At 29.5% G+C, this 13,148-nt stretch carries 17 protein-coding genes and 1 riboswitch; of the genes, 14 read left to right on the top strand and 3 right to left on the bottom strand.

Features of this window, described 5'->3' with window-relative positions:
- Positions 1-271: 271 nt before the first annotated feature.
- Positions 272-892, bottom strand: coding sequence for an IS66 family transposase (locus tag B5X49_RS05015; RefSeq protein ID WP_045748821.1), 621 nt, complete (start codon positions 890-892; stop codon positions 272-274).
- Between the two features lie 95 nt (positions 893-987).
- Between B5X49_RS05015 and B5X49_RS07840 the strand changes: the two genes are divergently transcribed.
- The 4 genes from B5X49_RS07840 to B5X49_RS04995 all read left to right on the top strand — a co-directional run bounded on the left by B5X49_RS07840 (position 988) and on the right by B5X49_RS04995 (position 2,988).
- Positions 988-1,113: an IS3 family transposase gene (locus B5X49_RS07840; protein ID WP_079560709.1), complete on the top strand. Its 126-nt coding sequence runs from the start codon at positions 988-990 to the stop codon at positions 1,111-1,113.
- 67 nt (positions 1,114-1,180) lie between these two features.
- A complete protein-coding gene (locus tag B5X49_RS05005) occupies positions 1,181-2,431 on the top strand; it encodes a DUF4238 domain-containing protein (RefSeq protein WP_045748822.1) in 1,251 nt (416 codons plus the stop codon).
- Positions 2,432-2,492: 61 nt separating this feature from the next.
- Positions 2,493-2,699: a helix-turn-helix transcriptional regulator gene (locus B5X49_RS05000; protein ID WP_045748823.1), complete on the top strand. Its 207-nt coding sequence runs from the start codon at positions 2,493-2,495 to the stop codon at positions 2,697-2,699.
- A gap of 100 nt (positions 2,700-2,799) precedes the next feature.
- Complete coding sequence (locus B5X49_RS04995) at positions 2,800-2,988, top strand: hypothetical protein (RefSeq protein ID WP_045748824.1); 189 nt, start codon at positions 2,800-2,802, stop codon at positions 2,986-2,988.
- A 195-nt stretch (positions 2,989-3,183) separates the two neighbouring features.
- On the opposite strand, the gene B5X49_RS04990 is transcribed toward B5X49_RS04995, so the two are convergent.
- Positions 3,184-3,429, bottom strand: a complete 246-nt coding sequence (locus tag B5X49_RS04990; protein WP_045748825.1) for a hypothetical protein — start codon at positions 3,427-3,429, stop codon at positions 3,184-3,186.
- A 265-nt stretch (positions 3,430-3,694) separates the two neighbouring features.
- Between B5X49_RS04990 and B5X49_RS04985 the strand changes: the two genes are divergently transcribed.
- Positions 3,695-3,913 (top strand): hypothetical protein, encoded by a 219-nt coding sequence (locus B5X49_RS04985; protein WP_045748826.1) that lies wholly within the window; start codon positions 3,695-3,697, stop codon positions 3,911-3,913.
- Positions 3,914-4,071: 158 nt separating this feature from the next.
- The gene (locus tag B5X49_RS04980; protein ID WP_045748827.1) at positions 4,072-4,848 is read left to right on the top strand and encodes a MerR family transcriptional regulator; all 777 of its coding nucleotides are present in this window, start codon (positions 4,072-4,074) and stop codon (positions 4,846-4,848) included.
- Between the two features lie 125 nt (positions 4,849-4,973).
- Here the strand turns inward: B5X49_RS04980 and B5X49_RS04975 are convergent, their stop codons facing one another.
- Positions 4,974-5,279 (bottom strand): putative quinol monooxygenase, encoded by a 306-nt coding sequence (locus B5X49_RS04975; protein ID WP_045748828.1) that lies wholly within the window; start codon positions 5,277-5,279, stop codon positions 4,974-4,976.
- A 275-nt stretch (positions 5,280-5,554) separates the two neighbouring features.
- A riboswitch (Lysine riboswitch) is annotated at positions 5,555-5,720 on the top strand.
- 64 nt (positions 5,721-5,784) lie between these two features.
- On the opposite strand from B5X49_RS04975, the gene B5X49_RS04970 reads away from it, so the two are divergent.
- From B5X49_RS04970 to B5X49_RS04935, 8 genes are all read left to right on the top strand, one after another.
- The gene (locus B5X49_RS04970) at positions 5,785-7,323 is read left to right on the top strand and encodes a transporter substrate-binding domain-containing protein (RefSeq protein ID WP_045748829.1); all 1,539 of its coding nucleotides are present in this window, start codon (positions 5,785-5,787) and stop codon (positions 7,321-7,323) included.
- Positions 7,316-8,044: an amino acid ABC transporter ATP-binding protein gene (locus B5X49_RS04965; protein WP_045748830.1), complete on the top strand. Its 729-nt coding sequence runs from the start codon at positions 7,316-7,318 to the stop codon at positions 8,042-8,044. The genes B5X49_RS04970 and B5X49_RS04965 overlap by 8 nt, the downstream gene beginning before the upstream one ends.
- Positions 8,045-8,138: 94 nt before the next feature.
- The gene (locus B5X49_RS04960; protein WP_079560708.1) at positions 8,139-9,173 is read left to right on the top strand and encodes a M42 family metallopeptidase; all 1,035 of its coding nucleotides are present in this window, start codon (positions 8,139-8,141) and stop codon (positions 9,171-9,173) included.
- A gap of 123 nt (positions 9,174-9,296) precedes the next feature.
- Positions 9,297-9,920, top strand: a complete 624-nt coding sequence (locus B5X49_RS04955) for an HD domain-containing protein (protein ID WP_052669879.1) — start codon at positions 9,297-9,299, stop codon at positions 9,918-9,920.
- Between the two features lie 160 nt (positions 9,921-10,080).
- On the top strand, positions 10,081-11,598 hold the full coding sequence (locus B5X49_RS04950; protein WP_045748831.1) for an ATP-binding cassette domain-containing protein: 1,518 nt from the start codon (positions 10,081-10,083) through the stop codon (positions 11,596-11,598).
- Positions 11,599-11,653: 55 nt separating this feature from the next.
- Positions 11,654-12,004: a DsrE family protein gene (locus B5X49_RS04945; RefSeq protein WP_045748832.1), complete on the top strand. Its 351-nt coding sequence runs from the start codon at positions 11,654-11,656 to the stop codon at positions 12,002-12,004.
- An 83-nt stretch (positions 12,005-12,087) separates the two neighbouring features.
- The gene (locus B5X49_RS04940; protein WP_045748833.1) at positions 12,088-12,510 is read left to right on the top strand and encodes a hypothetical protein; all 423 of its coding nucleotides are present in this window, start codon (positions 12,088-12,090) and stop codon (positions 12,508-12,510) included.
- A 294-nt stretch (positions 12,511-12,804) separates the two neighbouring features.
- Positions 12,805-12,996 carry a hypothetical protein gene (locus B5X49_RS04935; protein ID WP_045748834.1) on the top strand — a complete coding sequence of 64 codons (192 nt, stop codon included), beginning with the start codon at positions 12,805-12,807 and terminating at the stop codon, positions 12,994-12,996.
- Positions 12,997-13,148: the final 152 nt, after the last annotated feature.

Genomic DNA, 13,148 nt, shown 5'->3' with positions numbered 1-13,148 from the left:
GGGGTGCTAAAAAGTATCCCTGTAAGCTCTTTACCACACATAACACTAAATGGTTTGATACAAAAGCGATTCACTAATCGCCCTATGTATCAGGCTTTTTTTCGTGCAGATAGGGAGTTTTCCTATATTCCAAATCAATTGAATGAAATTAATAACCACTAAAGTGTAAGCGTAAATATAAGCACCTATAGTCCAAAAAACAAAAAATCACCTACATTCATGTGATTATTACTTAAGGGTCGATATCCGCCAGTGGTGGAGTTAGGCGGATTTAAAGCTTAGATAATATCTCTTTAGGTAGTTTATCAGAATAGGGTAACAAGTCAATTAAGTCAATTTCACCTAAATTGTCCAGTAAATACATCAAATACTTTTGAATATCCAAATGATTAATAAGCGCTGTTCTTATAACAGAAAAGATAGTTGTGGTGTATCTGGCACCTACATAAGAACCTGCCTTCATAAATACTTTTCTGTTGATGACAAAAGGTTTTATCGCATGTTCTGCAATATTATTAGATATTTCTAAATAAAGGTGATTAAAATATTCTAAGAGATCACTCCAAATACTACGTACATATTTGATTGCAGATTCAATTAAAGAAATAAGACTTAAGAATGTATCAATAATATAAAGCTTTAAAGCATTTATGATTGGGGTTTGGTCAATAAATCTACGGTTTAAAATATCAGATACTGGTACATCCGTTTCTTTATAAAGCGCTTCAAACTTAAATAATTGACAGATGAGTTCAACAATTTTAAAGGAAGTGGTATCTTTAATTTGGTCCTTGGGTATAGATTTTAAGATATATGTAAATTTACGTCTAGCATGAGCCCAGCACCTTTGAAGTTTAATATTGAGGATATCTTTTTTGTGAACTGATACCAAAAACCTGTACTTAATGTAAACTAGGATATATGGAAGTCAACGAAAAAGTAGACATAAAGTTAAGATGATTTGGAAATTATGTAAATCAAATATAAATAGTTAAATCATTAGCTGTCTTGATTAGAACTATTGATGAATATATCTACTGGGATAATCATGAAAGAATCAAACTTACTTTTGGTGGTTATTTGCCTGTCCAATATAGACTGATGAATCGATAAATGATACAATAACTACAAAGAACATAAAGTACAAGAAATGGTATCCATTCAGAAATGAGGTAAAAAAGTGGCTAATCATCATTATGTTCCAAGATTTATTTTAAGAAATTTTAATGAAAAAATTTCAATTTTCAATCTTAAAACAAAAGAACTTATATTTAATAAGAATCTCAGAAATGTATTTCAAGAAAATGATTTATATTCAGAGGATATTGAAAATATGTTTAATAGGGTTATTGAAAATGATGTTGCTATTGTTCTAAGAAACAAAATACTTGTAGACTCAAAGCATATTGAAATTACTCGCAAGGAACTTATTTTATTACGTAAATTTTTATTGCTTCAAATGTTTAGAACTAATATAGGATTATCTGGATTCACCAAAGATATGATAAATAAATATCGCCTAATAGCAAAAGAACCACCCATTCATTTTAACGAAATAATGGAAATATCAAACTTGAATGATAGAGATTATTGGCTAGCTACATTGAAGTGCATTATTGAGTGTGATAACTTAACAAATCTAAAAACTGTTAAAACTGCAACTGCAATTGCTGTATGTTTTGCAGAAGGATATAATTCTGGATATATGGGTATTTGGGATAGTTCAGAATGCGGAGAAGAATTTATCGTTATGGATCAAGGTATGACATCTGAACATGAAAAGTCAACACCTGATTATATGTATAAAGATGCGATGAAACGTGGTTATTTACTTGAAAAGTTAGAAAACAATCACCCCAATAAACATATCTATGCAAAAATGTTTATAGAAAACAACTTGTTTCATGAGAATTTTTATTTTCATTCAATTTCAAAAAATAGAATAATCGTATTAATTAACCCATTTTTCAGATTATATAACCCAAAAGATGCCGAAGTAAATAAATATAAATTTGAACCCCCTAATATTCGTCCAACAAATATATATGATTTAAGTATTACTGAAAACAATTCGGCAAGTTATAAAAATCAAGGGAATTATAGCCTTGATGATGTATTCAAATATAAAATCAAACAACTTTCTCTTAGAGATGCTATTTATGTTAACGCCTTAACTTTGGATCGAATACATAACATTGTAGGATTTTCCGAACTTAAAAATATTAGAAGATCTTTGATAACATACAACCACATTGGACAATATCGTCTTAAAAATTATGATGCACTAGTTGAAAACATTGAACAATTGGGATATAACAGTCACTTAACAAATGAATTAAAACTATATGCAAAAAGTTTCACAACACAAATTATTACGAGTGATGAGATATCTTACATTAAAAAATTTATAGAATTGATGGAAGGAAAGTAAGATTAATGTTATAATCATTTTGTAATCATAAACACCTATAACTGAGGTTGGAGGTGTAGATATGACGACAGATAAAAGATTCAAACATAATTTGCTTAAATTAATGGGAGTATATTCTCTAACCCAACAGCAACTCGCTGATGAATTAGAAATTGATATTCGAACCATTGGTTATTGGTTAGGTAAACGCTCTAGTATTCCAATGGTTACTACATTAATTAAGATAGCTAGTAGATTTGATACAACGATAGAAGCATTGCTCAATTAGTGCAATGCTTTTATATTTTATGAACAATTGTTCCTACAATCTTCAAGTGATTTAATATAAAATATAGGTAATACTGAATAATAATAGAAAGGAGAAAAAAATGGCTAAGGGCGGAAATAGTGCAAATAATGCTCGTTCAAATTCTATGAATCCAAACAACTCTGCTTATAGGAGTTCAGCGAACAATCATTCCAATCAACATAACCCAAACAATTCTTCACATCAAGCTAGAGTTGACAATAGAGCAAACCAAATGAATCCGAATAATTCAAAGACCAAAGGTAAATAATTATTTGGAATACTAGGCAGGTACGTAAACGTTTCTGCCTTTTATTATGGAGCAATACCGATGTTTTAATCGATTCAATAATTTACTATTTATGAAGCCATCATTAAGTAAACGGTATATTTTAAAGAGTAACCACTATACCTTACTCGGTAAACCTGAGTAAAAAGAAAAACCACCCAAAATGGATGGCTAGTCTTAAGTTAATGAACACATTCGGTAATTAGTTTTACGTTTTACAAATTCACGAGCATTAGCAATCGCTAGTGCTTTTTCATTTACTGTAAACGAATCAGTCAATGAATCGATTTCATAAAACTTAACTTGATATAAAGTTTCATTCCATCTACCATAAGTAGTACTACTTTCAATGAATGCTCTTTTTGATAGGTACCTGTTATGATAGTTTTTCATAAGTTTAAAGTTTGGATAAAATTCAGACATTTATAAGTTTCTCCTTGGCTTGTTTGTATTTAAACTTAATAACTTTGAATATGCAAGTCTTTCATAATCTTTAATTGGTAAGAATATAGAACTGATCTTAGGATTGGTTCTTTTTGTTTTTGTATGCTCTGAGCCAATCCATAGAAATTATTATAAATGTGATCTGGTAATGAACCTACTGCGTTAAGCAGTGCGAGAAATGGTCGTAGTTCCTCTATAGTCTTTAGAAACAAGGACTGATGATGAGAAAGGATAATTATCAAAAATGGGGGCTGCATGGTTTGTTTCTTATAAATACCATCAAGTAATTGATAAGAATCATAGGAATTGGAATAATGAAAAATACAGTGAACTATCAATAACATCAAGAATCAATAATTTTGATAGAACTAGCGAATATCATTATTTTTGGCTTACAAAAGTACTTGATATGCAACAATTAGATAAACATAAAAACTTTTGTGGCTTAGAATCATCAAAATAATTAAAATGGCAGCCACAATAATTGTTAAATTATTAGATAAAAAGTAACTATAAAGATGAACACAAAGAAAACTGAAATACCATTTGTAAAATAAATATAAATAAATATCTTGACATTGACGCAGCGTAAAGGTTTATAATAAAGCTGGTGGTGGTTAAATGGCATATAAAATAAGTGAACTAGCCAAGCTAGCAGGCATTAGTTCAAGAACATTAAGATATTATGATGAAATAGGTTTACTAAAGGCTATACGTATTAAGGATTCTAATTACCGTGTTTATACAGAAAAAGAAGTCAATAAGCTGCAGCATATCTTAATCCTTAAAACAATGGGGTTTGATTTAGAAAGCATAGAAATCATGTTAAAAGATATCAATGAATCTAAACGTTTGAAAATGTTAGAAAATCATTTAAACTCATTACATAGTAAAAAGAATCAAATAGAGACTATTATTCATAATGTAGAGACAACCATCCGATCAATGAAAGGAGAAGTCGCAATGAATGACAATGATAAGTTTGAAGGTTTAAAGGATCAAATGATTACTGAAAATGAAACGAACTATAAAGATGAAGTTATAAATCGCTGGGGTATTGATGCTTATGAAGCATCAAAGAAAGCATTTAAGAACTTTTCTAAGGGTGATTTTGATGAATTTAATAAATTAGCATCCAATCTTATAGAAATACTTATTGTATTAAAGAATGATTCATCTCATAAAGAACTAAGAAAAAAAGCTTTTGTTACCCACAAAGAATGGCTTACAATGGCATGGAATGGTAAATATGATAGTGAAGCACATTTTAATTTAGTAGATATGTATGTAAATGATCCACGCTTTAAAAAGTATTATGATCAACATGGAGTAGGACTTGCTGAATTACTTAAAGAAGTCGTACAAGAAGAAATCATTCTAAACATCAAACAAAAATAATGATACTGTTAACTAAATTTGAATAGATATTTAAATTAAAGGTTTATGCAGATACTATAAGAAGAACCGTCTTTTTGAAAGACGGTTCTTCTGTTATAACAATCTTGGACTAATTAAAAAGCTGTTCAAATACCTTTTCCACCTATTGTTTCTAATGTGCTAATTCTTTCCATACTTGTAATGATGGGTTTGGCACGTTTTATTAATGTTTGAGTAGACTCAAGTGTTAAAGATTCCTGATGTGCATTTTTATTACTCCATACTTCATAAACATAGACTGTATTGGGTTCATCTTTAGAAGTATTTACAAGATATATTTCACATTCTAAGAGATTCTTCATTGATGAAGCTGCCTCTAACAATATTTCAACCATAGTGTCACGTTTGCCTTCTTGTACTGTAAACTTGCCAAATAAACTGAACTTACTCATTTTAGTCTCCTTAATTTTTGAACTGTTGATTTCTTGTGCATCAGGTTCTTTTTAGTTATTGTACCATATATAGATACATGGGTTTTTAATCATGACTTACATACCAGTTTCTAAGGATCATTAAATAGTATATTTATAGTATATACTTAGGATAAAAGTAGTTTAAAAATAACCAGAAACTAATTATTTTGATTGATATTTCTCACATTATATACATTAATATAATAACTTTGGTTGACAAAAAAACATATTATATTATAATGTTGTTGCAATTAAATATAAATAGAGGTGCGATTTTTGAAGATTAGAGTGGGGAGCCGGTAGGCAATGAACCACTTGAAAGGCATAAGTCGCCGAATAAATAATTAAGACATTAATTATTTATGGGGTTATTGAGAATACCAATAACACTCCTACGAGAGTAGAGGAGCTATTATAATCTATATAATAATAAAACGCTCTTCTTGGCGTTTTTTTTTGTAAAAAAAATAGAAAGTGGTATGACATGAAAAAAATATTAACACTAATTATTATATTGATAATGAGTATCACATTATTTGCTTGTACGGAACAAACAAATAATGACTTAAGAGAGGACCTAGTTGTAGGTTTAGAGGCTGCTTATGCGCCATTTAACTGGACAGTAACAAACATTAGTGATTACTCATATCCAATTAGTAATCAACCAGGTTCACATGTGGATGGATATGATGTTCAGATGTCTAAAGCATTAGCAGACATTATGAACCGTAATCTTGTTATTAAAGCAATCGAATGGGACGGACTCATTCCTGCTTTAAATAGTGGAGAAATTGATGTGATTATCGCTGGAATGAGTCCAACGAGTGAACGTCAACTTCAAATCAATTTTAGTGATGAATATTATCGTTCTGAGATAGTGATGGTTGTTAAACAATCATCTATTTATGCGAATGCAACAAAATTATCTGATTTTAATGGATCGAGTGTGGTTGCTCAAAGAGGAACACTCTATGATGATTTAATCCCACAAATAGAAAATGTTGTGCATCAAATACCACTGGATGCATATAGCAATTTAGTGGCATCCGTGATAACCAATGTATCGGATGCATTTGTTGCTGAACTTCCAGTTGCTGAGTCTGTAGTCAAATCAAATCCTTCTTTAGCAATTGTTAAATTTGATGAGGGATTTGGATTTACATCTGCAGAAGAAGATATTACAGTATCTGTTGGTATGAGAAAAACAGATACGGATTTATTAAATGAAATTAATAGTGCACTGAGTCAAATTAGTGTAGAAACAAGAAATGAAATGATGTTACAAGCAGTCGATAGAAATAACGAATCAGATTTAAACCTTTTTGGTCTAATAATGAAGTATCTTTCTTTATTTGTACAAGGTGTTGGTATTACCTTATTATTAGCAATTGCAGGTACATTTGGTGGGTTTATGTTATCGTTAGTATTTGTTGCTGCAAGAACTCAAGTAGTAGATATAAAAAGAGATTCATTTATCAAAGTAATGATTAAACGTATCACTAATGGTTTAGCAACTGTTTATATTGTTTTATTTAGAGGAACACCAATGATTGTTCAAGCAATGATTTTTTACTATGGTGTAAAACTTATAACGAATCTGACTTGGTGGACGCCATTATCTGCTGGATTGATCATTGTCATATTAAATACATCCGCATATATTGCTGAAATACTACGTGGTAGTATGAATGCAATCGATAAAGGTCAAATGGAGGCAGCAAGATCACTCGGGTTTTCAAGAATAAAATCATTAATCTATATTGTTTATCCTCAAGCAATTAAAAATGCATTACCAGCTATAGGAAATGAGTTTATTGTTAATTTAAAAGATACAGCAGTATTAAGTGTTATTGGTGTACTGGACTTATTTAATGCAACCCGTCAAGTGGTAGGTGCAACTTATGATACTGTCACACCGTTTATCATTACAGCAATCATTTATTTAGTATTAACTGGAATAACTTCTATTGCTGTAAATCATTTAGAAAATCGTCAACGTGGAAAGGACATGAAACATGCGTAAAATATTAGAAGTTAAGAATTTATCCAAACACTTTGGCAATCATCATGTTTTAAAGGATATTAATCTAAAAATTAATGAAGGTGATGTTGTAACTATCATTGGTTCATCAGGTAGTGGTAAAACAACGCTACTTAGATGTTTAAATTTATTAAATGAACCGGATAGTGGTCAAATCATATTTAATGAAAATGACTTAATGGATCCTACAACCAATCTAGATGCTTTAAGAATGAAGATAGGTATGGTTTTCCAATCCTTTAATTTATTTAACAATAAAAATGTCATTGAAAACTGTACACTTGCACCCATCAAATTACTCAACATGACAAAAGAAGATGCCAATCTTTTAGCATTAAAATTCCTAGATAAAGTGGGCTTAAAAGATTTTGCATATAAGCGTATTGATACATTATCAGGTGGCCAAAAACAAAGGGTAGCAATTGCTAGAGCTTTATGTATGAATCCTTCGATTATGTTGTTTGATGAACCAACTTCTGCACTGGATCCTGAATTAACCGGTGAAGTATTACAAGTCATGAAGGATTTAGTCCATGAGGGTATGACAATGATTATTGTCACACACGAAATGCAGTTTGCTAAAGAAGTATCCAATCGAATCATTTTTATGGACCAAGGCTATATTGTAGAAGAAGGATCTCCTAAACAAATCTTTAATCAACCTAAAGAAGAACGTACAAAGAGCTTTTTAAAAAGATTTTAAAGGATTTATAATAGTTAGATAGTTATCTGATAAATGAATCCATTTTATTAGAATAACTGTTATAATTAAGTAAGATAAATGGAGGTTTCTTGTCATGATTAAATTGAATATGAATGATTTTAAACAACTTGCGGAAGAAGTATTTAAATGTGATTCACCTACAGGCTATACAGAAAACATTATTAGCTTAGTTAAAGGTTATGTGGATTCATATGGTTATACAACAAGAATTTTAAATAGTGGTGCCTTAGAGGTATCGATTAAAGGAATCGATTCATCTAAGGTTGTTGCAACTTCAGCACACTGTGATACATTAGGATTAATGGTAAGATCCATTAAACCTAATGGTAAATTAGCACTTACAACTTTAGGAGGACCTATTACCCCTACTTTAGATAGTGAGTATTGCACGATCTATACAAGAGATGGTAGGAAGTATACGGGTACGATCCTATCGACTTCTGCAGCTGTCCATGTCTATAAAGATGCAAATACAAAATCTAGAGAGATTGATGAATTAGAAGTTAGGCTAGATTTAGAAGTTCATTCTAAAGACGATGTATTAAAACTAGGAATTCAAAATGGTGATATTGTTGCTTATGATACAAAATATACTGTAACAGATACAGGCTTTTTAAAAACTAGATTTGTGGATGATAAAGCATCGGTTGTTATTTTATTGATGTTACTTAAATATGCATCTGAACACCAATTAAAATTCAAACATGATACATTAATTTATTTTGTAACCTATGAAGAAGTAGGACACGGTGCATCTATTGTAGATTCAAGAATTAGTGAATTTGTAACACTTGATATGGGATGTATTGGACTGGATTTAGCAGGTAGTGAATATGCAGTATCAATATGTGCAAAAGATTCTGGTGGACCTTATGATTATGAATTAACAACAAGACTCATCAATTTAGCAAAAGACAATAAACTAGATTATACTGTCGATATATTTCCATTTTACGGAAGTGACGTAGGTGCTGCAAGAAGAGCTGGTGTTGATATGAAAGGTGCATTAATTGGTAGTGGAGTCAGTGCATCTCACGGTATGGAAAGAACACATATCAAAGGTATTGAAAATACGTTGAAATTAATTTATTTATACTTAATGAAATAAAGTATTAAAAATACAAAAAAAAGATTACGCTCATCATTTAAGATGAGCGTATTTATATATTTAAGGCTATGATGTGCTTATCCATGTATAATAAAATTATAAAAAAATTGGAGTCGATGATAAATGATTAATCAAGAACTTAAAAAGTACATAGAAACAACAATTTTACCAAAATATCAAACACTAGATTTAGCACACAGTGGGAATCATGTGTATGATGTGATTGAAATTTCATTAGAAATTGCAAGAGATTATGATCTAAATTTAGACATGGTTTATACCATTGCAGCATTTCATGATGTCGGGTTAGTTGTTGAAAGAGAAAAACATCATATTATTGGAGGAGAGATGTTATTTCATGATGCATTTATTAACAAGTATTTTAATAATGAACAAATCATCATCATGAAAGAAGCAGTAGAAGATCACCGTGCAAGTTCTAAACATCCACCAAGATCCATTTATGGAAAGATTATTGCTGAAGCAGACCGTTCGGATTCGATGGATACAATTATTGAACGAACGATTCTGTTTAGATATAAAGAAAATGAGTCATTTGAGGCGATGTATCCAGATATATATAATCATATCGTAGAAAAATACGGTGAGCATGGATATCTTCAAGTTTGGCTAGAAACAAAACGTACAAAAAAGATGTTAGAAGATATTAGAAAATTATTATTAGATCCAAAAGAATTTAAATCCTATGTAAAAAGAAAGTATGACCTTATCTATAAGAATAAATAACTAAGATTCATATTGAACTCATTCGTATTGATAAGTTTCTTTAAACGATATGTTATAATACAAAAAGAAGAGGTGAAACCATGTACAAAAATAACTAATAACCTACTAAAAATACTTTTAGTGGGTAATAAACTCAATCATACACTAAAAGGAGAATAAGATGCTAAGCGTAAAGGAATTAGTTATTAGAAACCATCAACAAGACTTAGTCTTGATTGAAGGTTTATCTTTCACCGTAAACGATGAGGACAAGATTGCAATAATAGGCAGTGAAGGGAGTGGAAAATCCACTCTTTTAAGCACGATTTATGGTGAAGTATTAGATTATATTACAGTTACAGGTGAAATCATTCGACCAAAAGTGATTTCATATTTAAATCAAAACATTTTAAATCAATATGAATCACTTTCAGTTACAGTATTTTTGGAATTAAATATCCCAGAAGACTTATATCATTATCTAGATGTTATTTATAAACTATTTGTACAGTTTAATTTGAGCTATGATGCATTTAAAGATAGAAGTCTAAAGTCATTATCTGGTGGTGAAAGGGTTAAAATAGGACTCATTAAATGTTTAATGATTCGTCCGGATTTGTTATTACTTGATGAACCATCGAATGATTTGGATTTTGAGACAATTGAGTTTTTAGAATCCTTCATGAAGGATACAACAATCCCTTTATTATTTATATCTCATGATCAAAGATTATTAGAAAATGTTGCAACAGGGATCATTCATCTACAACAAGTTCATAAGAAAACAAAACCTAAAACTTATTTTATAAATGTTGATTATAAAACATATAAAGAAAAGTATTTAAGAAAGTTTGAAACTGACCTCATGGTAGCTAGAAAACAGAGAGCTGATTATAATAAGAAGATGGATAAGTTTAGACAGATTTATCAAAAGGTAGAACATCAACAAGACCAGGCAGTTAGAGACCCGGTATTAGGTAGATTACTAAAGAAAAAGATTAAGAGTTTAAAGAGTCAAGAAAAAAGATATCTTAAAGAAAAAGATTCATTTATAGATATACCTGAAAAAGAAGAGCCTATGTCAATTTATTTTGAGGATTTAGGTAAGTTTAATCCTAATAAATTAATCATGGATTTAGATATCATAGATTTTAGCTTACCCAATGGTGTACTGATACCGCATGTTAAACTAAAACTATCGGCAACAGATAAAGTAGTCATTACCGGTCATAACGGCGTAGGTAAAACAACTCTAATTAAACATATTTATGAAAAATTGATAAAAAGATCTGTTAAGGTTGGATATATCAGTCAAGACTATTTAGATTTCATGGATAAAGATAGAACAGTTTTAGACTATGTACTTAGTCATCAAAGTAAATATCAAGAATCTAAGATTAGACAAATACTTAGTACATTAGGGCTCAAAAGAGATGAGATGCTTTATAAGATTAAAGATATTAGCGAAGGAACAAAACTTAAAATTTTATTATTAGTTTTAGTATCTAATACATACGATGTATTGATACTGGATGAACCCACAAGAAATATATCACCTATAAATCAAGATGAAATCTATGAATTATTCCTAAACTTTCAAGGTGCTATACTTGCTGTATCTCATGACCGAGCATTTATAGAATCTGTCTTTGATGAAATCTATGTATTATCAAAAGATGGTTTATATTTAGCATCATAAAATATTTATGAAGAAATCGGTATAAAATAATCATGATAAGAAAGAAGGTATATCTATGTTAAGTTATAAAGTAATATTTCACATTGATGAAATGACTCCATGGAAATTACTATTAGGAAATGTTAGAAACTTATTAAATGGATTTATAGAAGAAACTATTGATGTGATTGTTTTAGCAAACAGTCAAGCTGTACATGGTTATTTGAATCAAGAAACAAACGATACATACATTATAGAAATGAAGGAGTTATCTTCAAATGGTGTATCTTTTGTTGCATGTAATAATTCATTAAAAGCAAATCAAATCAATAATGAGGATTTATTAGAGTTTGTAAAAATTGTACCTTCTGGTGTTGTATTTCTTGTTAAGAAACAAAGTGAAGGATATGCGTATATCAAACCTTAGGGTTATATTCTTATCTATTATAAAATTTACCACTTAAATTTTATAGATATGCTAGAATATATCTATAAAAGGATGTGTGGTTAATGAGAGTAGTAGCAACCAGATCAAGTGGCGTGGGTGTATTATATGTCATTACAGGTATTATAGGTTTATTATTTTTATTCTTTGGTAGCCATGAGATATATTATCTAATTATTGGGTTAGTCCTAACATTGATCAGTTTTTTTATAGTTATTGACTATTTTAGAACGCCAGGTATACCCATCATGATCAATGAGCAAAATGAACTCATTTTACATGATGGAATCATTATAAAACCTGATGAGATATTAGATGTTTCTTATAGAAAAGCAACTGCAAGAGGTTTACAATATCATTGGGGTAAGGTAACAATTAAAACTAAAAAAGAAACATATATTTATGGATATATCAATGATTGTGAAGATGTTTGTATGGATATAACCAAAATCATGTATCAACATAAAGATGTAAGTAAATTAGACTAATGAGCTAGATACAATTTGTATCTAGTTCTTTTATTAAAATGGATTAACAAATTAACACATAAAATCAAGATTATTTTATATAATCATTTATATGAACTAAGTTTTAAAGAAAGTCTTACAATTATGGGAAATAGGAGTCGATCAAATGAATCAAAATCTTAAGCCCAATAGTCCTTTAGTAAGATTAAAACATTCACTCTTTTTCATTTGGTTACAAGATTTAAACTGGTCTGGTAGTAAAAGGTTTATGAATACTTACTGTCTATTCCTTTAAATAGATATAAGGAATATCTCTTGTTTATAGCAGATGTACTTATAAAATATAACATTCATGATATAGAATGGTTATATTTTATGGTTCAGCATATTAAAAATAGAAAAGATATTTCTATAACTACTTTAGAGTTTGATCAGCTTATGCAAAGTATTGATAATGATTCAATAGAAACCGCTAAACATGTATATGATTTGGTTAAAAGATTTTAAATACTCAAAACAATTTAGAGTTTGTTAAGAATTAAGAAGTATTTGTATATATTAGAATAAAAAGATGTACTAACTATAAATCCAAATCACATTAACAAAGCATATTATATAAATCAATCATTTATCAATAGATAATAAAAATTAAATCAAGT

The sequence above is a fragment of the Acholeplasma oculi genome, assembly GCF_900166985.1.
GTDB classification, from domain to species: domain Bacteria; phylum Bacillota_I; class Bacilli_A; order Acholeplasmatales; family Acholeplasmataceae; genus Acholeplasma; species Acholeplasma oculi.
Note: the sequence above shows the minus strand (reverse complement) of the source record. Positions and strands in the feature narration are given on the sequence as shown.

Bases quoted from the DNA above. Each gene is read 5' to 3' on its own strand.
- B5X49_RS05000 (WP_045748823.1), top strand. From the start codon at position 2,493: ATGACGACAGATAAAAGATTCAAACATAATTTGCTTAAATTAATGGGA.
- B5X49_RS04995 (WP_045748824.1), top strand. From the start codon at position 2,800: ATGGCTAAGGGCGGAAATAGTGCAAATAATGCTCGTTCAAATTCTATG.
- B5X49_RS04990 (WP_045748825.1), bottom strand. From the start codon at position 3,429: ATGTCTGAATTTTATCCAAACTTTAAACTTATGAAAAACTATCATAAC.
- B5X49_RS04985 (WP_045748826.1), top strand. From the start codon at position 3,695: ATGGGGGCTGCATGGTTTGTTTCTTATAAATACCATCAAGTAATTGAT.
- B5X49_RS04980 (WP_045748827.1), top strand. From the start codon at position 4,072: ATGGCATATAAAATAAGTGAACTAGCCAAGCTAGCAGGCATTAGTTCA.
- B5X49_RS04975 (WP_045748828.1), bottom strand. From the start codon at position 5,279: ATGAGTAAGTTCAGTTTATTTGGCAAGTTTACAGTACAAGAAGGCAAA.
- B5X49_RS04970 (WP_045748829.1), top strand. From the start codon at position 5,785: ATGAAAAAAATATTAACACTAATTATTATATTGATAATGAGTATCACA.
- B5X49_RS04965 (WP_045748830.1), top strand. From the start codon at position 7,316: ATGCGTAAAATATTAGAAGTTAAGAATTTATCCAAACACTTTGGCAAT.
- B5X49_RS04960 (WP_079560708.1), top strand. From the start codon at position 8,139: ATGATTAAATTGAATATGAATGATTTTAAACAACTTGCGGAAGAAGTA.
- B5X49_RS04955 (WP_052669879.1), top strand. From the start codon at position 9,297: ATGATTAATCAAGAACTTAAAAAGTACATAGAAACAACAATTTTACCA.
- B5X49_RS04950 (WP_045748831.1), top strand. From the start codon at position 10,081: ATGCTAAGCGTAAAGGAATTAGTTATTAGAAACCATCAACAAGACTTA.
- B5X49_RS04945 (WP_045748832.1), top strand. From the start codon at position 11,654: ATGTTAAGTTATAAAGTAATATTTCACATTGATGAAATGACTCCATGG.
- B5X49_RS04940 (WP_045748833.1), top strand. From the start codon at position 12,088: ATGAGAGTAGTAGCAACCAGATCAAGTGGCGTGGGTGTATTATATGTC.